Annotated in this window: 16 protein-coding genes; 12 read left to right on the top strand and 4 right to left on the bottom strand. The window is 72.1% G+C overall.

The window, feature by feature from the left end; all coding sequences use genetic code 11:
- Positions 1–1,119, top strand: a 1,119-nt coding sequence (locus AB0E14_RS06315; RefSeq protein WP_362412876.1) for an ATP-binding cassette domain-containing protein, incomplete at its 5' end; no start/stop codon positions are given.
- A 63-nt stretch (positions 1,120–1,182) separates the two neighbouring features.
- Here AB0E14_RS06315 and AB0E14_RS06310 read toward each other — a convergent pair.
- Positions 1,183–2,877 carry a PucR family transcriptional regulator ligand-binding domain-containing protein gene (locus tag AB0E14_RS06310; RefSeq protein WP_362412873.1) on the bottom strand — a complete coding sequence of 565 codons (1,695 nt, stop codon included), beginning with the start codon at positions 2,875–2,877 and terminating at the stop codon, positions 1,183–1,185.
- Positions 2,878–3,262: 385 nt separating this feature from the next.
- On the opposite strand from AB0E14_RS06310, the gene AB0E14_RS06305 reads away from it, so the two are divergent.
- From AB0E14_RS06305 to AB0E14_RS06275, 7 genes are all read left to right on the top strand, one after another.
- On the top strand, positions 3,263–4,153 hold the full coding sequence (locus tag AB0E14_RS06305; RefSeq protein ID WP_361864278.1) for a xanthine dehydrogenase family protein subunit M: 891 nt from the start codon (positions 3,263–3,265) through the stop codon (positions 4,151–4,153).
- Positions 4,154–4,155: 2 nt separating this feature from the next.
- Positions 4,156–4,749, top strand: a complete 594-nt coding sequence (locus tag AB0E14_RS06300) for a (2Fe-2S)-binding protein (protein WP_362412869.1) — start codon at positions 4,156–4,158, stop codon at positions 4,747–4,749.
- Between the two features lie 2 nt (positions 4,750–4,751).
- Positions 4,752–7,154: a xanthine dehydrogenase subunit D gene (pucD, locus tag AB0E14_RS06295; protein ID WP_362412866.1), complete on the top strand. Its 2,403-nt coding sequence runs from the start codon at positions 4,752–4,754 to the stop codon at positions 7,152–7,154.
- A 286-nt stretch (positions 7,155–7,440) separates the two neighbouring features.
- A complete protein-coding gene (locus AB0E14_RS06290) occupies positions 7,441–8,916 on the top strand; it encodes an NCS2 family permease (protein ID WP_362412862.1) in 1,476 nt (491 codons plus the stop codon).
- Positions 8,917–8,959: 43 nt separating this feature from the next.
- Positions 8,960–10,096, top strand: a complete 1,137-nt coding sequence (locus AB0E14_RS06285; protein WP_362412859.1) for an XdhC/CoxI family protein — start codon at positions 8,960–8,962, stop codon at positions 10,094–10,096.
- Positions 10,097–10,202: 106 nt separating this feature from the next.
- A complete protein-coding gene (locus AB0E14_RS06280) occupies positions 10,203–11,588 on the top strand; it encodes a glycoside hydrolase family 6 protein (protein ID WP_362412855.1) in 1,386 nt (461 codons plus the stop codon).
- A 35-nt stretch (positions 11,589–11,623) separates the two neighbouring features.
- On the top strand, positions 11,624–12,841 hold the full coding sequence (locus tag AB0E14_RS06275; RefSeq protein WP_362412852.1) for a GNAT family N-acetyltransferase: 1,218 nt from the start codon (positions 11,624–11,626) through the stop codon (positions 12,839–12,841).
- Between the two features lie 13 nt (positions 12,842–12,854).
- Here the strand turns inward: AB0E14_RS06275 and AB0E14_RS06270 are convergent, their stop codons facing one another.
- The 3 genes from AB0E14_RS06270 to AB0E14_RS06260 all read right to left on the bottom strand — a co-directional run bounded on the left by AB0E14_RS06270 (position 12,855) and on the right by AB0E14_RS06260 (position 14,526).
- A complete protein-coding gene (locus AB0E14_RS06270) occupies positions 12,855–13,085 on the bottom strand; it encodes a hypothetical protein (RefSeq protein WP_362412849.1) in 231 nt (76 codons plus the stop codon).
- Positions 13,082–13,747, bottom strand: coding sequence for a TNT domain-containing protein (locus tag AB0E14_RS06265; protein WP_362412911.1), 666 nt, complete (start codon positions 13,745–13,747; stop codon positions 13,082–13,084). The genes AB0E14_RS06270 and AB0E14_RS06265 overlap by 4 nt, the downstream gene beginning before the upstream one ends.
- A gap of 173 nt (positions 13,748–13,920) precedes the next feature.
- A complete protein-coding gene (locus AB0E14_RS06260) occupies positions 13,921–14,526 on the bottom strand; it encodes a TetR/AcrR family transcriptional regulator (RefSeq protein WP_362412846.1) in 606 nt (201 codons plus the stop codon).
- Between the two features lie 131 nt (positions 14,527–14,657).
- On the opposite strand from AB0E14_RS06260, the gene AB0E14_RS06255 reads away from it, so the two are divergent.
- The 4 genes from AB0E14_RS06255 (at position 14,658) to AB0E14_RS06240 (ending at position 22,693) form a co-directional block, all read left to right on the top strand.
- Positions 14,658–15,812 carry an acyl-CoA dehydrogenase family protein gene (locus AB0E14_RS06255; protein ID WP_362412843.1) on the top strand — a complete coding sequence of 385 codons (1,155 nt, stop codon included), beginning with the start codon at positions 14,658–14,660 and terminating at the stop codon, positions 15,810–15,812.
- Between the two features lie 266 nt (positions 15,813–16,078).
- Positions 16,079–22,189 carry a DNRLRE domain-containing protein gene (locus AB0E14_RS06250; protein ID WP_362412908.1) on the top strand — a complete coding sequence of 2,037 codons (6,111 nt, stop codon included), beginning with the start codon at positions 16,079–16,081 and terminating at the stop codon, positions 22,187–22,189.
- Between the two features lie 67 nt (positions 22,190–22,256).
- Positions 22,257–22,490, top strand: a complete 234-nt coding sequence (locus AB0E14_RS06245; protein WP_362412840.1) for a hypothetical protein — start codon at positions 22,257–22,259, stop codon at positions 22,488–22,490.
- A complete protein-coding gene (locus tag AB0E14_RS06240) occupies positions 22,487–22,693 on the top strand; it encodes a hypothetical protein (RefSeq protein WP_362412837.1) in 207 nt (68 codons plus the stop codon). Before AB0E14_RS06245 ends, AB0E14_RS06240 begins: the two co-directional genes overlap by 4 nt.
- Positions 22,694–22,767 lie beyond the last annotated feature (74 nt).

The following is a 22,767-nucleotide window of genomic DNA, read 5'->3' as shown; positions in this document are numbered from 1 at the left end:
ACCGTCGAGGGCCGGCGCGCGCTGGACGCCTGCGGCGCCCGCCACCGGCGCTGGGTCGGGCTGCGCGCGCACGGCCGCCGGCTCGGGGAGGCGCAGCGGGCCGAGCACAGCTGGGAGGCGGGCGCGGCCGCCGTGCGCGACCTGCTCGTCGTCGCGGCCGTCGTGGGTGTCGTCGCGGCGGCGGCGCACACCCTGAGCGGGCCGTGGGCACCGGCCGCGATGGCTCTGGCCCTCGGCTGTCTGGCACCGGTCGCGGATTCCGCCGCCGCACTGGGCCAAGCGGGTGGTCTTCGAGCGGCCGCCGCCCGGGTGGGGGCCGCCCTGCGGGCCCCGGCCGGGGCCCCGGCGCCGGAACCGTCCGTACAGCTGCCCGAGGGACCGCTGGGCCTCCGGCTGAGCGGGGTCCGCTTCGACTACGGCGGTGCGGACGTCCTCGCGGGTCTCGACCTCGTCGTCCGGCCGGGGGAGACCGTGGCCCTCGTCGGCGCCTCGGGGGCGGGGAAGTCGACCGTGGCGCATCTCCTCGCCCGGTTCTGGGACCCGGCGGCGGGCGCCGTGGCGCTGGTCGCCGGGGACCGTGCCGTGGACCTGCGGGACCTCACCGACGCCGACCTGCGCCGCGCGGTGGCCGTGGTCGGCCAGGACGCGCCGCTCTTCCACGGCACCCTCGCCGACAACCTGCGGCTCGCGGACCCGGAGGCGACCGACGAGCGGGTACGGGAGGTCGCCGAGCTGTGCGGGATCGGGCACCTCGTCTCCGGCCTGGCCGTCGGCGAACGCGGCGCCACCCTCTCGGGCGGACAGCGGGCCCGCGTCGCCCTGGGCCGCGCGCTGCTGGCCGGGCCCCGGGTCCTGGTCCTCGACGAGACGACCGCCCACCTGGACGCCGCCGGTGAGGCCGACCTCGCCCGCGCCCTGGCCGGCGCGCCGGGCGCGGGAACCCGCACCACGGTCGTCATCGCCCACCGGCCCTCGACGATCCGCCGGGCCGACCGCATCGCGGTCCTGGTCGACGGACGCGTCGCGGAGTCGGGCAGCTGGGAGTCCCTGACGGCACGCGAGGGCCCTTTCAGCGCCCTCCTGAGCCGAGAGCCCCACGAGGGCGGCTCCGCGCCCTGACGGCGCCGGTGGGAGCCCAGGGGCCCGCCACCGGATCGCCAGACCCCTGGGACCGCGCCCGCCCTACGACATCCGCAGGGCCAGGAAGAAGTCGAGCTTGTCCTCCAGACGCGACAGGTCCCTGCCCGTCAGTTGCTCAATCCGGCCCACCCGGTAGCGCAGGGTGTTCACATGCAGGTGCAGCCGGGTCGCGCAGCGGGTCCAGGAGCCGTCGCAGTCGAGGAACGCCTCCAGGGTGGGGATCAGCTCGGCGCGGTGGCGCCGGTCGTAGTCGCGCAGCGGGTCCAGGAGCCGGGCCGTGAAGGCCCGGCGGACGTCGTCGGGGACGAACGGCAGCAGCAGGACGTGCGAGGCGAGCTCGTGGTGGCCCGCCGCGCAGACCCGGCCCGGACGGGCGGCCGCGACGCGGCGGGCGTGCCGGGCCTCCTCCAGGGCGCCGCGCAGGCCCTCCGCCGAGTGGACGGCCGCGCTGACGCCGAGGGTGAGCCGGCCGTCGTCGGCGAGACCGGACGACAGCGGGTCCCGTACGGCGGCCAGCAGGGCGTCCGCGTGCAGGCCGAGGGCCGCCGTGGTGCCCTCGTCCTCGCTGTCGGGCAGCGGGCCCGCGGGGAGCGGCACGAGGGCGATGGCCTCGTCCCCGTGGTGCGCGACGGCGATGCGGTCGGCGGAGTCGGCGCCCACGGTCGCCGGGTCGACGAGGATCTCCTCCAGGAGCGCCTGCGCGACCGGGCCGGTGTCCACCGGGCCCGCCCCGCCCTCCGGGTCCCACTCGACGCGGGCGACCACGACCTGCCAGTGCGGGGCGGTCCCCAGGCCGGGCAGCAGGACCGGGGCGGCGACCCGCAGGCGGGCCGCGATCTCGGCGGGCGGGGCGCCGGTCTGCACCAGCTCCAGCACCTCCTGCGCGAGCCGGCGCCGTACCGTACGGGCCGCGTCCCTGCGGTCCCGCTCGACGGCGATCAGCTGCGTCACGCCCTGCAGCAGGTCGAGCCGGGCGGCCGGCCAGTCGCCCGCGTCGGCCTCGACCGCGAGCAGCCAGTCGGACAGGACCGTCTCCCGTACGTCACGGGCCGCGGGCGGCGCGCCGCGACCGGTGTTGCGGATCGGGAACAGGGAGTACGTGGTTCCGGCGGCGCTCAGCCGGTGCGGGCCGCGCCGCCCGGTGCGGGTGGCGGCCAGGTGCTCGCCGGCCAGGGTCGAGGCGAGCCCGGCGTCCAGCGGCTCCCCGGCCCCGGCGATCTGCCGCCCGGTGGGGGAGAGGACCCAGGCCCGGAGGTCCAGGTCGGAGCCGAGGAGGTCGAGGACGACCTCGGGTCCGCCGCCGGCCGGACCGGAGGTCATCAGGCGCCGGTGGCGGTCGACGACGGCCGCCAGGTCGCCCGCGCGTTCGCCGGACACCTGTCGAACAACGTGCTCGGTGATCGTCGCGAACGCAACGGTTTCGTTGACTGCGAAGAGCGGCAGTCGGTGGCGAGAACACGCCTCCACGAGATCGTCGGGGATGTCCCCGAGCTCGGCCTCGCCGGCCGCGAGCGCCGCCACCCCGGCGGAGGCCAGGATCCGGACGAACGGTTCCGCGTCCTCGGGCTCTCGCAGCCAGGCGAGGCCGGTGAGGACCAGCTCGCCGCCGGACAGATACCGGCTGGGGTCCTTGAGGTCCGTGGTCATCACGCCGCGAACGGTGCGGTCCAGCTCGTCATCACCGCCGAGCAGGCGCAGCCCCAGCGCGTCGGTTTCCAGCAGTGCGCGCAGCCGCATCTCGTTGCCGCCGTTCCTTCTCGTCCGTCACTCGAATGTCACTCTCGGGGGTACTCGCCCGCTGTGCTCCCCGGGGGAGGCGGCACGTCCGACGGTCCCGAAGACTGTCGCGTTGTCGCCGGTGGCCTGGTGCCACGGTTTCCAGGGGAAAACGGCGAGGTTACTGAGCACCGCCGTTCGTTCGAATCTACAAGACGAACATGGTCACCAGCCAACTCCTTCATGTTTTCGGTGACTGCACCCGAGCGGGCGAGGCTTGTGTACTAGGCCACACATCGCGTTAACACCACGTGAACATGGTTTCGAAGTCGAGGGCCGGCCGTTCCCCCGGGCCCGTTCAGACCGACCGACCCCCGATCACTAGAAGCACAAGAAGAGAGCCACCATGGACTTCCTTCGCCCCGCCAGCTGGGAGGAGGCGCTCGCCGCCAAGGCAGAGCACCCCACGGCCGTGCCCATCGCGGGTGGTACCGACGTCATGGTCGAGATCAACTTCGACCACCGGCGACCCGAGTACCTCCTGGACCTGAACCGGATCGAGCTCCTGCGCGAGTGGGAGGTCGGTGAGGAGAACGTCCGCCTCGGCGCCTCGGTCCCGTACACCCAGATCATGGAGAACCTGCGGGCCGAGCTGCCGGGCCTGGCGCTCGCCTCGCACACCGTGGCCTCCCCGCAGATCCGCAACCGCGGCGGCGTCGGCGGCAACCTCGGCACCGCGTCCCCCGCCGGTGACGCCCACCCGGCCCTGCTCGCCGCGGGCGCCGAGGTCGAGGTCGAGTCGGTGCGTGGCAACCGGTTCATCCCGATCGACGAGTTCTACACGGGCGTGAAGCGCAACGCTCTGCAGCCCGACGAGCTCATCAAGACCGTCCACATCAAGAAGGCGGACGGCCCCCAGCAGTACTCCAAGGTCGGCACGCGCAACGCGATGGTCATCGCCGTCTGCGCCTTCGGCCTGGCGCTCCACCCGGAGACCCGCACGGTCCGCACCGGCATCGGTTCGGCCGCGCCGACCCCGATCCGCGCCAAGGAGGCCGAGGCCTTCTTGAACGCGGCTCTGGAGGAGGGCGGTTTCTGGGAGAGCGGCAAGATCATCACCCCGTCGATCGCCAAGCAGTTCGCGGACCTGTGCTCGGGCGCCGCGAACCCGATCGACGACGTCCGTGGCACCGCCAAGTACCGCCGCCACGCCGTCGGCATCATGGCCCGCCGTCAGCTCGGCTGGACCTGGGAGCAGTACCGCGGCAACGGCCGCACGCTTGAGGGAGCTGCATAACCATGCGCGTCAATTTCACGGTCAACGGTCGTCCGCAGGAAGCCGACGACGTCTGGGAGGGCGAGTCCCTCCTCTACGTTCTGCGTGAGCGGATGGGTCTTCCCGGCTCCAAGAACGCGTGCGAGCAGGGCGAGTGCGGCTCCTGCACGGTCCGCCTCGACGGAGTGCCGGTCTGTTCCTGCCTGGTCGCCGCCGGCCAGGTCGAGGGCCGCGAGGTCGTCACGGTCGAGGGTCTGGCCGACTACTCCCAGCACCGCGAGGACGCCCACCCGGGCGGTGCCTGTGGCACCGGCGGCTGCGGCACCTCGCTCGACTCGGCGAAGAAGTGGCAGGCCAAGCCGGCCGACTCGCAGACCGGTGAGGGTGTCGAACTCTCCCCGATCCAGCAGGCGTTCATCGACGCCGGCGCCGTCCAGTGCGGCTTCTGCACCCCGGGTCTGCTGATCGCCGCCGACGAGCTCCTCGAGCGCCAGGCCGACCCGTCCGACCAGGACATCCGTGAGGCCCTCTCCGGCAACCTCTGCCGCTGCACGGGCTACGAGAAGATCCTCGACGCGGTCCGCCTGGCGGCCGCCCGTCAGGGAGAGGCGGTCTGACCATGGCTCAGAACACGCGCACCGCTCCGGCGGGCACGCCGACCAACGTCACCCAGAAGCACACCAAGGGCGGCATCGGCGAGTCCACGCTCCGCCCCGACGGCACCCTCAAGGTCACCGGTGAGTTCGCGTACTCCTCGGACATGTGGCACGAGGACATGCTCTGGGGCCAGACGCTCCGCTCCACCGTCGCGCACGCCGAGATCGTCTCCATCGACATCTCCGAGGCGCTCGCGATGTCCGGTGTGTACGCCGTCCTCACGTACGACGACCTGCCGGCCGAGATGAAGAACTACGGTCTGGAGATCCAGGACACCCCCGTCCTGGCCCACGGCCGGGTCCGCCACCACGGCGAGCCGGTGGCCCTGATCGCCGCCGACCACCCGGAGACCGCGCGCCGCGCGGCCGCCAAGGTCAAGATCGAGTACAAGGAACTGCCGGTCGTCACCGACGAGGCGTCCGCCCTCGCCCCCGACGCGCCGCTGATCCACGAGGGCCGCGACGACCACCACTCCGGTCACGTCCCGCACCCGAACATCGTGCACCGCCAGCCGATCATCCGCGGCAACGTGGAGGAGGCCCGCAAGCGCGCCGACGTCATCGTCGAGGGCGAGTACGTCTTCGGCATGCAGGACCAGGCCTTCCTCGGCCCGGAGTCCGGCCTGGCCGTGCCGTCCGAGGACGGCGGTGTCGACCTGTACGTCGCCACCCAGTGGCTGCACTCGGACCTCAAGCAGATCGCCCCCGTCCTCGGGCTGCCCGAGGAGAAGGTCCGCATGACGCTCTCCGGCGTCGGCGGTGCCTTCGGTGGCCGCGAGGACCTGTCGATGCAGATCCACGCCTGCCTCCTGGCGCTCCGCACCGGCAAGCCGGTCAAGATCGTCTACAACCGCTTCGAGTCCTTCTTCGGCCACGTGCACCGCCACCCGGCGAAGCTCCACTACGAGCACGGCGCCACCAAGGACGGCAAGCTCACGCACCTCAAGGCCCGGATCGTCCTCGACGGCGGCGCCTACGCCTCGGCCTCCCCGGCCGTCGTCGGCAACGCCTCCTCGCTCGGCGCCGGTCCGTACGTGATCGACGACGTCGAGATCGAGGCCGTCGCGCTGTACACCAACAACCCGCCGTGCGGCGCGATGCGCGGCTTCGGCGCGGTCCAGGCGTGCTTCGCGTACGAGGCGCAGATGGACAAGCTCGCCGTCAAGCTCGGCATGGACCCGGTGGAGTTCCGCCGGATCAACGCCATGGAGCAGGGCACGATCATGCCGACCGGCCAGGTCGTGGACTCCCCGGCCCCGGTATCCGAGCTGCTGCGCCGGGTCAAGGCCCGTCCGCTCCCGCCGGAGCAGCAGTGGCTCTCCGCCGGCGAGTCGGCTGACGTCCGCGCGCTGCCCGGTGGTCTGTCGAACACCACGCACGGCGAGGGTGTCGTCCGCGGTGTCGGCTACGCCGTCGGCATCAAGAACGTCGGCTTCTCCGAGGGCTTCGACGACTACTCCACCGCCCGCGTGCGCCTGGAGGTCATCAACGGCGAGCCCGTCGCGATGGTCCACACGGCCATGGCGGAGGTCGGCCAGGGCGGTGTCACCGTCCATGCCCAGATCGCCCGCACGGAACTCGGTGTCACCCAGGTGACCATCCACCCGGCCGACACCCAGGTCGGCTCCGCCGGCTCGACGTCCGCCTCCCGGCAGACGTACATGACCGGTGGCGCGGTGAAGAACACCTGCGAGCAGGTGCGCGAGGCCGTCCTGGAGATCGGCCGCCGCAAGTTCGGCTCGTACCACCCGGCGTGGGCCACCGCCGAACTGCTCCTGGAGAGCGGCAAGGTCGTCACCGACGGCGGCGAGGTCCTCGCGGACCTGGCCGACGTCCTGGAGGGCGAGGTCGTGGACCAGGAGCACGAGTTCCGGCACCGCCCGACCGTCCCGTTCGACCTGGTCACCGGCCAGGGCGACGGCCACGTCCAGTACACCTTCGCCGCGCACCGCGCGGTGGTGGAGGTGGACACCGAGCTCGGCCTGGTCAAGGTCATCGAGCTCGCGACCGCCCAGGACGTCGGCAAGGCGCTCAACATGCTCTCCGTCGTCGGCCAGATCCAGGGTGGCACCACCCAGGGCCTGGGCGTCGCGGTGATGGAAGAGATCATCGTGGACCCGAAGACCGCGAAGGTGCGCAACCCCTCCTTCACGGACTACCTGATCCCGACGATCCTCGACACGCCGACCATCCCGGTCGACGTGCTCGAACTGGCCGACCCCAACGCGCCGTACGGCCTGCGGGGACTCGGCGAGGCCCCGACCCTGTCGTCCACCCCGGCCGTCCTCGCGGCGATCCGGAACGCGACGGGCCTGGAGCTCAACAAGACGCCGGTCCGCCCCGAAGCACTCACCGGCACCCTCTAGGTCACTCCGGGCGGTGCGTGCCTCCCAGGAACGTCACACTTCCCCGCCCGCACCGCCCGGAGCAACCCACTCCGTGGGACCCAGCAGTACCGAGCAACACCAGTAACACCAGCAGTACTGAGCACCACCAGCAGTGCCGAGCAAGACCAGATCGACCTGTTCCACCCAGTTCGTCTCGGGCCGTCCCCCGGGTCGTGCAGCCAACGCACCATCCCAAATCCCGCAGCTTCTCTGACCTTCGAAAAGTCTTATGCGGGTGCCCCTTTGAACCTTGGGAGTAGGCCCCATGACCCAGTCGTCAGTGGAGCCCAAGACCGCCTCGGAGGACGCGGGCTCCGGCTCGAACGTCCCCGCCGGCCGCTCTTGGCTCGACCGGTACTTTCACATCTCGGAGAGAGGATCCACCGTCGCGACGGAGATCCGCGGCGGCGTCACCACCTTCATGGCGATGGCGTACATTCTCCTGCTCAACCCCTTGATCCTCGGCGGCAAGGATGTTGAGGGCAATGTCCTCAGCCAGCCCGCCCTCATCACGGCGACCGCTCTGGCCGCCGCGGTGACCACCCTGCTGATGGGCTTCTGGGGCAAGGTCCCGCTCGCCCTCGCGGCGGGGCTCAGTGTCTCCGGTGTGCTCTCCTCACAGGTCATCTCCGTGATGACCTGGCCGCAGGCGATGGCCATGTGTGTGGCCTACGGTGTGGTGATCTGCCTCCTGGTGGTCACCGGCCTGCGTGAGATGATCATGAACGCGATCCCGCTCGCCATCAAGCACGCGATCACGATCGGCATCGGTCTCTTCATCGCCATCATCGGCTTCGTCAAGGCCGGCTTCGTCCACGAGAACCCGTCTCCCGGCGGCGGCCCGGTCACCCTCGGCCCGCTCGGTGAGCTCCAGGGCTGGCCCGTCCTGATCTTCGCGGTCACCCTGCTCCTGATCTTCGCCCTTCAGGCCCGCAACATCCCCGGCGCCATCCTGATCGGCATCGTCGCCGGCACCGTCATAGCCCTCATCGTCAACGCCGTCGCCGACATCCCGGCGAAGGGCGCGGGCGCCTGGTTCTCCGGCGCTCCGGAACTCAAGGGCAGTGCCGTCTCCACGCCGGACTTCTCGCTCATCGGGCAGGTGTCCTTCAGCGGCTGGGGTGACGTCGGCTACATCACGATCACCATGATCGTCTTCACCCTGGTCCTGGCCGGCTTCTTCGACGCCATGGCCACGATCATCGGCGTCGGCTCCGAGGCCAACCTGGCCGACGACAAGGGCCGGATGCCGGGCCTCTCCAAGGCCCTGTTCATCGACGGCGCCGGCGGCGTCATCGGTGGCGGTGTCGGCGGCTCCGGCCAGACGGTCTTCGTCGAATCGGCCACCGGCGTCGGCGAGGGTGCCCGTACGGGTCTCTCCTCCGTCGTCACCGGCGCCTTCTTCGCGGCCTGTCTCTTCTTCACCCCGCTCACCGCGATCGTGCCGGCCGAGGTCGCCTCCGCGGCCCTGGTCGTCATCGGCGCGATGATGATGCAGAACGCCAAGCACGTCGACTGGAGCGACCGCTCCGTGGCGATCCCGGTGTTCCTCACCGTGGTCCTGATGCCGTTCACGTACACCATCACCACGGGTGTCGCGGCCGGTGTCATCTCCTACGCCGTCATCAAGGTGGCGCAGGGCAAGGCGCGCGAGGTCGGAGCCTTCATGTGGGGCCTGACCGCGATCTTCATCGTGTACTTCGCGATCCACCCGATCGAGAGCTGGCTCGGCGTCGGCTGACGCCACCCCGCCGCCCTCCACACACACATCTGAGGAGTTCGAGATGCTGGACATCGCCGAAGAGCTGAACCGGTGGGTCGAGCAGGGACGCGAGTTCGCCGTCGCCACGGTCGTGGCGGTCGGCGGCAGCGCGCCCCGGCAGCCGGGAGCCGCCCTCGCCGTCGACAGCGACGGCACGGCGATCGGCTCGGTCTCCGGCGGGTGTGTGGAGGGCGCGGTCTACGAACTGTGCCGGCAGGCCCTCGTGGACGGCACGACCGTCGTCGAGCGCTTCGGCTACAGCGACGAGGACGCCTTCGCCGTCGGCCTGACCTGCGGCGGCATCATCGACATCCTCGTCACCCCGGTCCGCGGCGAGGTCTACCCCGCCGCCCTGGCCGCCGCCGTCTCCGGAGAGGCGGCGGCACTCGCCAGGATCGTCGACGGACCCGCCGACCTGATGGGCCGGGTCCTCCTGGTCCGTCCGGACGGATCGTACGAAGGCGCCCTGGGCGGACACCCCGCCCTGGACCGCACCGCGGCCGGCGAGGCGCTCGCCATGCTGGACGCGGGCCGCACGGGCACCGTCGAGATCGGTGAGGACGGCAGCCGCTGCGGACAGCCGATCACCCTGCTCGTCGAGTCCTCCGTGCCCGCCCCGCGCATGATCGTCTTCGGTGCCATCGACTTCGCCTCCGCCCTCGTCAGGGTCGGCAAGTTCCTCGGCTACCACGTCACCGTGTGCGACGCCCGGCCGGTCTTCGCGACCGCCGCGCGTTTCCCCGAGGCCGACGAGATCGTCGTCGACTGGCCGCACCGCTACCTGGCGTCCACGGAGGTCGACTCCAGGACCGTGCTCTGCGTGCTCACCCACGACGCCAAGTTCGACGTCCCGCTCCTCGAAGCGGCCCTCAAGCTTCCCGTCGCCTACGTCGGCGCGATGGGCTCCCGCCGCACCCACGAGGACCGCAACAAGCGGCTGCGCGAGGTCGGTGTCACCGAGCTCGAACTCGCCCGTCTCCGCTCGCCCATAGGCCTCGACCTGGGTGCCCGCACCCCGGAGGAGACGGCCCTGTCGATCGCGGCCGAGATCGTCGCCAACCGCCGCGGCGGCACCGGCGTGTCGCTCACCGGCGCGCACACCCCGATCCACCACGATGGCCCACGCGCCCCCGACGGACGGATAGGTTCCGTCGCCTGACGGGCCGCCACGCCGGCCTTTCGCGTCAGGGACGGGCCCGGAGAGTGGTGGAGCGACGCTCCCGCGAGCGCTCCCGCTGACGGAGCGCGCCGAGAGGACGTCTTCCTTGCGCCATCACCGCTCCACCGCCGTCCCGTCCCTCCGCGCGCGGGGCCTGGTCCCCGCCGCCGCGGCCCTCGCCCTGCTGGCCGCCGCTCTGCTGCCCGTCGAGGCGGGCGGGGCCGCCCCACCGGTCGCTCCTCGGAGCGCCGCACCGGGCCTTCCCGGGAGCGTCGTCCCGGGCTCTTCCGGGAGCGCCGCCCCGAGCCTTCCTCGGAGCGCCGCACCGGGCCTTCCCGGGAGCGCTGCCCCCAGCCCTGCCGGGAGCGCCTCCCCGTCGGAGCCCGTCCGCTTCCACGTCCCCGCCGCCAACCCGGACGCGCTCGCCCAGTACCGCGACCTCACGGCGAGCGGCGACAGCCGTACGGCCGCCGGGCTGCTCGCCATGGTCCGTGCCCCGCACGCCGTCTGGCTCGGCGACAGCACCCCCGCCGAGGTGGAGCGCACCGCCCGCGCCACGGTCGAGGCGGCCGCGCGGGAGGGCACGGTGCCCGTCCTCGTGCTCTACAACACACCCGGCCGTGACTGCTCCCAGTACTCGGCGGGCGGCGCCGGCACCGACGCCGCGTACACCGACTGGACCGACGCCGTGGCCCGGGGCATCGGCGCCCACCGCGCGCTCGTCGTCCTCGAACCCGACTCCCTGGCCCTGCTGCCCTCCGACTGCGGCCAGGACGACAGCTCCGGGACTCGGACCGCCGCCCGCTACGCCGCCGTACGGCACGCCGTCGACGTACTCGAACCGCTCGCGGGCACCGCGGTCTACCTCGACGCCGGTCACCCCGGCTGGCACGCCGTCGAGACCGTCGTACCCCGGCTCGTCAAGGCCGGCGTCGACCGCGCCACCGGCTTCACCGTCAACGTCTCGCACTACCACCTCGACGCCGACAGCGCCTGGTACGGCACCCTCGTCTCCGGCTGCCTCGCCCACGTCGCCGGGGGCGGCGACCCCACCGCCTGCCCCGAGCGGAGCTGGAAGCAGGACGAGGCCCGGACCTGGCTGGGCGGGCACGCCGTCGGACCGGCCGCCGACCGCGCCCACTTCGTCACCGACACCAGCCGCGCGGGCCGCGGCCCGTGGACCCCGAAGCCCGGCGCCCACACCGACCCGCAGGAGTGGTGCAACCCGCCCGGGCGCGGGCTCGGCCCCCGGCCCACCGCCGAGACCGGCGACCCGCTCCACGACGCCAAGCTCTGGATCAAGACGCCCGGCGAGTCCGACGGCCCCTGTCTGCGCGGGACCGCGGGCCCCGAGGACCCCGAGCGGGGGACCGTCGCCCCCAAGGCCGGCGACTGGTTCCCGGCCCAGGCCCTGGAACTCGTACGGCTGGCCGAGCCGGCGATCATGCCTGCGTCGGCCTCCGGACAGGTGCGTGGCCGAGAATATTCGTGACGTACCCGCCCCGGCCGCCGGTTAGGGTCCCGATCATGGATATTCGTGACGTACCCGAAGCCCATATCGACCGTGCGCTCGACCTCTCCTACCTCGTCTTCCACGAGCGGCCCGAGGAGGAGCAGCGCAAGCACCACCGCGACATGGTCCGGCCCTGCGACCGGATCGGCGCCTACGACGGGGACCAGCTCGTCGGATTTCTCGCGGCGTTCCCCTTCACCGTCTCCGTCCCCGGCGGGGACCTCGCCTGTCCCGGCCTGACGCTCGTCTCCGTCGCCCCCACCCACCGGCGGCGCGGCGTGCTCACCGCCCTGATCGCGGAGGCGTTCCGGCGGTACGGCGAGCGGGGCGCGCCGATCGCCGCGCTCTGGGCGTCGGAGGACGCCATCTACGGCAGGTTCGGCTTCGGTCCGGCCACCCAGGGCGTGACCGTCGAGATCGACTCCAGGAAGCCCCTCGCCCTGCGGATCGACCCCGACGAGCGCCCGCTGCGGCTGGTCGACACGGCGGACGCGCCCGCCGTCGTCGGCCCGTACTTCGAGTCCACCCGCGCGCTGCGAGCGGGCCGCAACGCCCGCGACGAGCTGCGCTGGACCGGCGAGTGGCTGCGCGAGGAGGACGAGGAGGACGACGAGCTGTCGCCTGCCCGGGTCGTCACGCTCGGCGACCCCGTCGCCGGGTACGCCGTCTACCGCACCAAGGGTGAGGACGAGGACGCCCGTACCCCTGGCCTGGTCCGCGTCGACGAGCTGGAGGCCGACACCCCGGCCGTCGCCGCCGCCCTCTGGCGCTACCTGGCCTCGATCGACCTGACCGGCACCGTCCGGGCCTGGGGCCGTCCGCTCGACGACCCGCTGCTGCTCTTCGCGGCCGACCGCGACCAGGTGCGGGTCACCGGGCAGTTCCCGGCGCTCTGGCTTCGGCTGATCGACGTCCGCGCGGCGCTCACGGCCCGGTCCCTGGCCATGCCCGTCGATCTCGTCCTGGAGGTGCACGACAGCCACCTTCCCGCCAACTCCGGCCGCTTCCGGCTCACTTCGGGCGGCGCGGACGGCGTGCGGTACGAGCCGACCGGCGACCCGGTCGACCTCTCCTTCGACGTACGGGACCTCGGCGCCTGTTACCTCGGTGGGACGAAGGCCGTGGACCTGGTGGCCGCCGGCCTCGTGGAGGAGCACACGCCCGGCGCCGCGGCGACCCTCGACGCGGCGCTCGAGACCCCCCGACTGCCGCACACCTGCGACGAGTTCTAGGGTGTCCCGTCGCTCACGCCAGGTCGTGGACGTGGGCGCAGGCCTCCGCCTCGGTGGTGTGGACGGTGATCGGCTCGTGCCTGCCCCGCTCGTACACGCCCACCTCCCAGCGCCCGTCCGGCAGGGACCGGAGGTAGAGGAAGTCCGGGGGCGTGGGCGTCGGTTCGTGGACGCCCTCGATCCAGAACTGGTCCCCGGGCACTCCGGCGGCGCGGAGTGCCCGGGCCAGATCGGCGCGGTTCACGCGGGGACGCGCACCAGGTAGCCGTTGTCCAGGAGCCACTTGACGTTCAGGCGCTGCCCCTCGCCGGGGTTCAGGAAGGCCGCGTCCAGCTTGATCTGGCGGCCGCCGCCCGGCTGCTCGAACCAGGGCGCGATCCCGCCCTCCCAGACGGTGAACTCCTTGGTCACCTCGTAGAGGTGGTAGTCGCAGGGGAAGGCCGCGTCCCGGGTGTTCAGGTTCTGCGGGGGAAGCGCGCGCTTCGCGTACAGGTCGCCTGCCGGGGCGAGGTAGGCGCCGTACTCCGAGCCGAAGCGGTCCAGGCGCTCGCCCTTCTCCAGGAGGTCCGGCGCCTTGTCGAGTTCTCCGTTGACCGCGGCGAAGCCGTCGTTCGGCGGGTACTTCCAGCTGCCGGTGTCGGCCTCGCCCTCCCAGTACTTCTTCAGGAAGTCCGCGGAGGAGAGCTTCCCGGTCCGTTGGTAGTGGCGGAGCAGCGGGCCCACCGGCTCCTGCTTCTTCTTCGGCAGGTACTTCGGGCCGAGCCGCTTGTCGCCGTCGAACTCGCCGGTGCACGGCGCCGACGGAGTGGTGATCGCCGCCGGGGCCGCCGCCGGGGCTCCCGTGAGGGCTTCCGCCGGGGCGGCGTGCGCGGTGGGGGCGGTGGCGAGGGCCGCGGTGACGCCCATCGCGGCGAGTACGGCACGGATCCTCAGGTCGGTACGGCTGCGCTCCACGCGGAGATCTCCCTGTGTGACGGTCGGCTGGCAGTGCGCCGCACACAGTAATGGATCATCTGCGGAGAGTTACCGAACAGGGGTCGGTATCGGCCAGATGCCCGACGATGCCCGACCGGGGGCTCTCAGCTCTTGCGCAGGCCGTTCAGGAGCAGCTCGGCCAGTTGGCCGTACGCCTCCGCGTCCGCGAGTCCGGTCGCCGCGGCGACCTGCCGTCGCTGGATGCGGACCATGACCGAGGCGATGACGTCGGCCGCGAACGAGACGTGGACCTCGCGGAAGACACCCGCGCGCACGCCCTCCTCGATCAGCTGCTGCACGCGTCCGGCCGCCGCGCGGGTGTTGCGCTCGTAGACCTCGGCGGCCGGTTCGAAGGCGGCCACGTCGTCGAAGAACTGCGGGGAGACCGGGGCCAGTTCGGCCGCGACCGCGCGGAGGTAGGCGGCCAGTCGCTCGGCCGGGTCCTGCTCCGCCGCGAGGACCGCCTCGACCCGGGTCGTCGCGCGCCGGAAGAAGTGGACCACGGCGGCCCGGACGAGCTGCTCCTTGCTGTCGGCGAGGCCGTAGAGCGTGCGCTTGGAGCAGCGCAGCCGGGCGGCGAGATCGTCCAGGGTCAGCTGGGCGAAGCCCTCGCCGACCAGGAGGGCCACCAGCTCCTCGAACAGGGCGGACCGGCGGGCCGCGCCGCGGCCCGTCAGCTTGGGAGCGCCGGCGGCGGAAGTGTCGATCACTTGAACAGTATGCCGGTCGACCCGTTCGGGGGGTTACGGCGGAATCCTTCTGCGCTACGCTGAACGGTACTGCCGTACCGCCCACAGTACCGTTTCACTGGTGCTGGTGGCCGAGTGTCACTGGAGTCGCCATGGATGTCGACCGCCTGCTTCCCACCCCCGAGGCAGCGGACCTCATCGCCCTGACGCGGGAGATCGCCGACAAGGAGCTCTCTTCCCGCGTGGACGAGCACGAGGCCGCCGAGACGTACCCCGAAGGCCTGTTCGCCACGCTCGGCCGGGCCGGGCTGCTCGGCCTCGCCTACCCCGAGGAGTTCGGCGGCGGAGGCCAGCCGTACGAGGTCTACCTCCAGGTCCTGGAAGAGCTGGCGGCGCGCTGGGCGGCCGTCGCTGTCGCCACCAGCGTCCACACCCTCGCCTGCCACCCCCTGCACTCCTTCGGCACCGCCGAGCAGAAGGAGCGCTGGCTCCCCGCGATGCTCGCCGGCGAGACCATCGGCGGCTACAGCCTCTCCGAGCCCCAGGCGGGCTCCGACGCGGCGGCCCTGTCCTGCAAGGCCGAGCGCGTGGACGACGGCCCGAACGGCGCCGCGTACCGCGTCACCGGCACCAAGGCCTGGATCACCCACGGCGGGAAGGCCGGTTTCTACGCGCTCTTCGCCCGCACCGCCCCCGGCAGCCACGGCATCTCCTGCTTCCTCGCGCCCGGCGCGACCGAGGGCCTCTCCTTCGGCAAGCCCGAGCGGAAGATGGGCCTCCAGGCCGTCCCCACCACCTCCGCCCATTGGGACGGCGCCCTCCTGGACGCCGACCGGCTGATCGGCGACGAGGGCCAGGGCCTCCAGATCGCCTTCAGCGCGCTCGACTCCGGGCGCCTCGGCATCGCCGCCTGCGCCACCGGACTCGCCCAGGCCGCGCTCGACGCCGCCGTCGCGTACGCCAACGAGCGCACCACCTTCGGCCGCAAGATCGTCGACCACCAGGGGCTCGGCTTCCTGCTCGCCGACATGGCCGCCGCCGTCGACTCCGCCCGCGCCACCTACCTCGACGCGGCCCGCCGCCGCGACCTCGGCCGCCCGTTCAGCCGCCAGGCCAGCGTGGCGAAGCTGACCGCCACCGACGCGGCCATGAAGGTGACCACGGACGCGGTCCAGGTCCTCGGGGGGTACGGCTACACCCGCGACTTCCCGGTCGAGCGCTACATGCGCGAAGCCAAGATCATGCAGATCTTCGAGGGCACCAACCAGATCCAGCGACTGGTCATCAGCCGCCAGTTGTCTTTCTAGTCATCCGCCCCGCAGGCGGAGTTCACCGGCCGACCGCCGGGCGTGACGTACTTCACGCGCCCGAGCGGTCGGCCGTTGTCGATCTTGAACGGCATTGTTCCCGTTTCGCGTGATTTCCTCCCCGATAGCTTCGCTTATGCATCACATAAGTGATGCCTATGTGAGTAACCGACCGAGGAATCATGACGATTCACATATCCCCGCGCGACGAGCGCGGGAGGCTGTGGTCCGGGGGGAGCCTGCGCCATGTCGCGGGCGGACTGACCATGGCCCTGGCCGTCACGCTGCTCAACGGCGCGACGGTGACGGACGCTTCCGCCGAACCCGCCGCCGGGTCGCGGCAGGCGCCCGTGGTCGCGCAGGCGGTGGACATCGCCTCCGCGCGTGTCGCGGCCCGGCTGTCGGGCAAGCGCGTCGAGGCGCTGTCGGAGCGCACGGAGACGTCCACCACCTGGGTGAACAAGGACGGCTCGCTGACCTCCGAGATCTCCGCCGGGCCCGTACGGTTCAAGGACCCCGAGACCGGCCAGTGGCGCGACGTCGACCTGGGCCTCGTGGCCGGCTCCGACGGGACCGTGGAGCCCGTGGCGCACCCCGAGGGCCTGAGACTGGCCGGCAGGACCGGCACCCCGGCCGCTTCGCTCCGCGCGGGCCAGCAGGCCAAGGCCGTCGACCTGGTCACCCTCGGCGAGGGCGAGCAGCAGATCACCCTCCAGTGGAAGGGCGGCCTCCCCGCCCCGGAACTGAAGGGCACCCGAGCCGAGTACGTCAACGCGGTCCCGGGCGCGGACGTCGTCGTCGAGGCGACCCGCACGGGCTTCGAGCAGTTCGTCGAGATCAAGCAGAAGCCTGCCGGCGAGGGCTACACCTACACCCTGCCGCTGCGGGCCAAGGGCCTGAAGGCCACCGAACAGGCCGACGGCAGTGTGCTGTTCACCGACCGGAACAGCAAGAAGCAGGCCCTGATGCCCGCTCCGGTGATGTGGGACGCGACCGTCGACCCCGTCTCCGGTCGGCACACCCGCACCGTGCCGGTCGCGATGAAGGTCGTCCAGAAGGGCGCCACCGTCGACCTGGTCGTGACCCCCGACCCGGCGTTCCTCGCCGACCCGAAGACCAGGTACCCGGTGACGGTGGACCCTTCCACCTCCGCCCTGGGCAACCTCTTCGACACGTACGTCCAGCAGGGCGTCACGTACGACACCTCCGCCGAGACCGAACTCGACCTCGGCAACCCCGGCACCAAGAACCCCGACGGCACGCCGCGCACGGCGCAGACGTACATCACGTGGAACAGCGCCCCGGTCTCCGACGCGCTCGTCTCCGACGCCAGGCTGTCGCTGTGGAACTTCCACTCCGGCAACGTCGCCGACTGCGCGGCGAAGCCGTGGGAGGTCTGGTCGGCCAACAACGCGAGCACCGCCTCGCGGTGGACCAACCGGCCCACCATGGCCGCCAAGTACGCCACCTCCACCGAGACCCGGGGCAACGCGAGCTGCACCGCACAGCCCGACGGCTGGATCAACGCGAACGTCACCAGCCTGGTCCAGCACTGGGCCAACAACAAGTGGTCCACCGGCGGCATGGGCATCCGCGCCACCGACGAGAGCACCGTCGCCGGCTGGAAGCGGGTCAACTCCGCCAACGCCGCGTCGAACCCGCCGAAGCTGGTCGTCACCTACAACTACCGGCCCCGCACGGGCACCAAGCAGGAGGCCGGCCCGCCGTACTTCTCCTACGGCGGCGCCTACGTCGTCAACTCGCCGACGCCCACGCTGCGGGACACCTTCGTCGACGCCAACGGCGACAAGGTCAACGGCACCTTCCAGATCTTCGACGCGGCCACGGACACCCAGGTCGGTGACGTCCTCGTGTCGCCCTGGGTCTCCTCGGGGCAGGTCGCCTCGGTGACCGTCCCGGCCGGGGTGCTCACCAACGGCAAGACCTACAAGTTCCGCACCTCGCCGTACGACGGCGCGCACTACAACCTGGGCTGGTCGGCGTGGAAGACCTTCACGGTCGACACCTCCGCCCCCTCGGCCCCGGCCGGCGTCACGTCCACGGACTACCCGTCGAACGCCTGGGTCAAGGGCGCCGGCCAGGCCGGCACCTTCACCGTCACCCCGCCCGCCGCCGACCACAACTGGATCGAGTGGTCCCTGGACGGCGTGACCTGGACCAAGGTCCCCACCGGCGGTGCCGCGGGTGCCAAGGCGATCTCCGTCACTCCGCCGAAGAACGGCACGCACACCCTTCAGGTCCGGGCGGCCGACAGGGCGGACAACAAGTCCGAGACGATCGGCCACACCTTCCACGCGGGCCCCGGCGGCTTCGTCCAGCCCAGCGACGGTGAGCGCACCGCCCGTCGTCTCCCGCTGGTGGCCGAGGCCGACCCCGCCGCGTACGACCACGTGTCGTTCTCGTGGCGGCGCTCCGAGGCCGACGCCTGGGTGACCGTCCCCGCGGGGCAGGTGACCTCCGGCGGGACTCCCCTGACGGCGTGGCCCGTGCCGCTGACGGCCGGCAGGAACGCGGCGCTCGTGTGGAACGCCACCGACACCGTCGACCCCGACGGCACGGTCCAGATCAAGGCCGACTTCACCGGCCCCGGCGCGGCGACCGGTTCCACCGAGCCGCTGACGGTGATCGTCGACCGCGACGCGAGCGGCGCGGCCACCGACGAGATCGGCCCCGGCTCGGTGAACCTGCTGACCGGTGACTACGAGATCGCCGAGACCGACCTGTCCGCGTTCGGGCTCTCCGTCACGCGCACGGCCTCCTCGCGCGAGCCGCTCAAGGCCGGGAGCCAGGAGGGCCAGGCCCCGATCTTCGGCAAGGAGTGGGTCTCCGGGACGGTCGCCGAGTCGGTCGAGTCGGAGTACGCGCACATCCGCCGCACCTCCGACACCGCGCTCGCGGTGGTCGGCACCGACGGCCAGGAGACATACTTCACCGCCAACGCGGCGAAGACCGGCTGGATCCCCGAGCCGGGCGCGGAGACGCTGACGCTCACCGGCAGCATGGCGGGCTCGTTCACGCTCACCGACACCGAGGGCGCGGTCACCGAGTTCACCAAGTCCGGTGCCGGGGCTACGACCTGGCAGGTCTCGTCCACGCTCCTGGACGGCCTGGCCAACACCGCCACCACCGTGGTCTCCGAGAACGTGACCGTCGACGGCAAGACCCTGGCCCGACCCAAGCGGGTCGTCGCCCCGACCTCGGCGGTCTCCGCGAGCACCTGCACGGCGACCCCCGCCACCAAGGGTTGCCGCGCGCTGGAGTTCGTCTACGCGACCTCCACGACGGCGACCGACCTCGTGTTCGGTGACATCACCGGACAGGTGAAGGAGATCCGCCTCTGGTCCACCGAGCCCGGCGCCGCGTCCGCGACCGCCAAGGCCGTCCAGACGTACGCGTACGACGCGGCCGGCCGGCTGCGCCAGGCCTGGGACCCGCAGATCAGCCCGGCCACGAAGACCGAGTACGGCTACGACGCGGCGGGCCGGGTCACCGGCCTGACGCCGGCCGGTGAACTGCCCTGGTCCTTCACCTACGGCAAGGCGGGCAACGCCGCCACCGCCGGTGAGGGCATGCTCCTGAAGGCGGCTCGCTCCGGCCTCAAGCAGGGCACCGCGAACGTCGAGGAGGGCACGGCCGCCAGCTCCGTCGTCTACGGCGTCCCGCTGAGCGGCGGCACCGCCCCGTACGGCATGGGCGCGGCCGACGTGAAGGCCTGGGGCCAGCTCGACGCCCCGACCGACGCCACCGCGGTCTTCCCGGCCGACGCGGTGCCCGCCGCCCACGACGGGGCCGTCCTGACCGCCGGTTCCTACCACCGCGCCACGGTCACCTACCTGGGCGTCTCCGGCCGCCCGGTCAACATCGCCGAGCCGGGTGGGCACGTCTCCACCACCGAGTACGACCGCTTCGGGAACACCACGCGCACGCTGACCGCGGGCAACCGGGCCGTCGCACTCGGCACCACCGCCGCCGACCGGGCCGTCCAGGCCGAGCTCGGCATCGGTCAGCTCACCGGCGCCGGCCGCGCCGACCTCCTGAGCACCCGATCCGTCCACAACGGGACGGGCACGCGTCTCCTGGAGGAGTTCGGTCCGCTGCGCCGTACCGAGCTCACCGCCGACCTCAAGTCCGGCAGCACCACCCTGGTCCCGTCCGGAACGTCGGTGACGGCCCGGGAGTGGCGCGTCAACGAGTACGACGCGGGTCGCCCGACCGACGGCACCGCCAAGGTCAAGGACCAGATCACCAAGGCCACGTTCGGAGCCCAGGTGCGGGAGCACCCCACCGTCCTCGGTGAGGGCCGCTCCACCCAGACGGTCTACGACTGGGCCAAGGGCCTGCCCACCCGGACGGTCAAGGACCCGGGCGGTCTCGCGATCACCACGACCACCGAGTACGACGCCCAGGGCCGCCCCACCAAGGAGCTGCTGCCCGGTGCCGCCGGCACCGACGCCGGGACCCGGGTGACCACCTACTGGTCCGCCACCGGCTCCGGCGCCTGCCAGGGCCGCCCGGAGTGGGCCGACCTGGTCTGCTCCACCGGACCTGCCGGGGCCGTGACCGGGGGCGGCGCCAACCCGGCGCAACTGCCGACGTCCACCACCGAGTACAGCTGGTGGGGCACCCCCGCCAAGGTCACCGAGACCGCCAACGGCGTCACCCGTACGACCACGACCACGCAGGACGCCGCCGGCCGTGTCACGAAGGTGGCGCTCACCGGGGGCATCGGTCAGGCCGTCCCGGAGTCGACCACCGAGTACGACCCCGCCACCGGCCGGGCCGTCAAGTCGGTATCGCCCACCGGCGGGACGATCACCAGGGCCTTCGACAGGCTCGGCCGCCCGATCTCCTACACGGACGCCGACGGCGGCGTCACGACGACCGAGTACGACCTGCTCGACCGGCAGGTCAAGGTCGCCGACAGCGTCCCGTCGACCGTCACCTACAGCTACGACCACGGGGCCGAACGGCGTGGTCTCGCCACGACGGTCACCGACTCCGTCGCCGGTGTCTTCAAGGCCGTCTACGACGCCGACGGCTCCGTCAGCAGCGAGCGACTGCCCGGCGGTTACACCCTCAGCGTGCGCGAGGACACCACCGGCGCCCCGGTGAACCGGACGTACACCCGGGACAGTGACGGAACGGTCGTCGCCTCCGACACGGTCACCCGGTCCGTCCACCGCCAGGTGACCACGCACGCCGGATGGTCGGACCAGGTCTACCGCTACGACGCGGCCGGCCGCCTGGTCACCGCCGAGGACACCGCCGACACCCTCTGCACCCGGCGGACCTACGTCTTCGACGGCCGCGCCAACCGCAAGAGCCTCACCCGCGCGACCGGCACGCCCGGCGCGGACTGCCCGACCACCGGAGGGACCACCACCACCCACACCTACGACAGCGCCGACCGGCTCGTCGACACCGGCTACGCCTACGACGCGTTCGGCCGCACCACGGCCCTGCCCGGCGGCACGGTCGGCTACTACGCCAACGACCTGGCCCACCAGCAGACCGCGAACGGCGAGCGCCAGACCTGGACCCTGGACGCGGCGCTCCGGTTCCGCGGCTGGAAGACCGAGACGGGCGGCGGTTCGACGTGGACCCAGACCGGTTCGAGCGTCAACCACTACGACGGTGACGGCGACAACCCCCGCTGGATCACCGAGGACATCGCCTCCGGAGCGGTGACCCGGAACGTCGAGTCCGTCTCCGGCGACCTCGCGGCCGTCACGGGCAAGACCGGCGACACCGTCCTCCAGCTCACCACCGTCCACGGTGATGTCGCCCTTCAGCTCCCGCTGAACGCCGGCGAAGCACCCGTGGCCCTGGACAGCGACGAGTACGGCAACCCGCGCGCCGGCCAGGCGCAGGTCCGCTACGACTGGCTGGGCGCCAAGCAGCGCTCCAGCGAGACGCCCAGCGGTCTCACCCTGATGGGCGCCCGCCTGTACGACCCGGCCATCGGCCGGTTCCACTCGATCGACCCGGTCCACGGAGGCAACTCCAACGCGTTCGAGTACTGCGACGCGGACCCGGTCAACTGCCTCGACCTCGACGGGCGGGACGGTGGCCTCCAGGAGGCGTACGGCCTGGAGGGGCCCGAGACGCTCAGCAAGAAGGAAAAGGACGCCTACTATCGCAAGAACGCCGGTAAGCCGTACAACTCGTCGGATTACAAGAAGGCGATGAACAAGATCAAGAAGAACCAGAAGTTCAACGGCTCGCGGAACAAGCAGAAGCGCCAGAGCCACTACAAGGCCAACCGGAAGGTGGGCAAGGCCTTCATCCGGTCCCTGCGGGCCTTCAGGCGCTTCAGCCGGTGGGGCTGGCGTCTCGCCCTCTTCCTTCCCAGCTAGCCGATCCGTACGACCACCAGGCCTTGGAGGACCGATGGCTCGCAGGAGCCGTAACCACAAGCTGAGCATGAGAGCCACGAAGAAGGAGATGTGGACCGCTCATCACTTCAGCCTCGGCATTCCCGCCGGCAGCGACGAGACCGTCGCCGACCTGCTGCACGCCGCGGCGGACCGGATCGAGAAGCTGGGGGAGAAGTGGGACGTGTTCGCGATCGGAGTGGACGGGCTCGACTCGGCCGACCCGCGCTCGACCGCGCAGCTCACCGTGTTCGCCGACCCGGTGACCAGGGGTGGCGCATGAGCGGGGGTGCGGTCTCCGGCGAGGTGACCACCCTTCGCGTCGTGGTCCATGGGGACGTGGACGACGACAGCCCCGTCTCGGTGCTGCGCCGGGCCGCCGGCCGTATCTCCGAGCGGTCGGGGCGACGGCTCGTCGACATGGCGTTCGAGTACGACGTCCTGAACCTCCGGTGGAAGGGATCGCTGTACTTCACCGAGGAGTGAGCCGACGGTAGCCGTCGGAGCAGAGAGGGAGGGCCGGGCGGCCGAGTGCCGCCCGGCCCTCCCGCGTGTCGGCG

The organism is Streptomyces sp. NPDC047981 (genome assembly GCF_040653315.1).
GTDB lineage: Bacteria > Actinomycetota > Actinomycetes > Streptomycetales > Streptomycetaceae > Streptomyces.
This window is presented reverse-complemented; position numbering and strand designations above follow the sequence as displayed.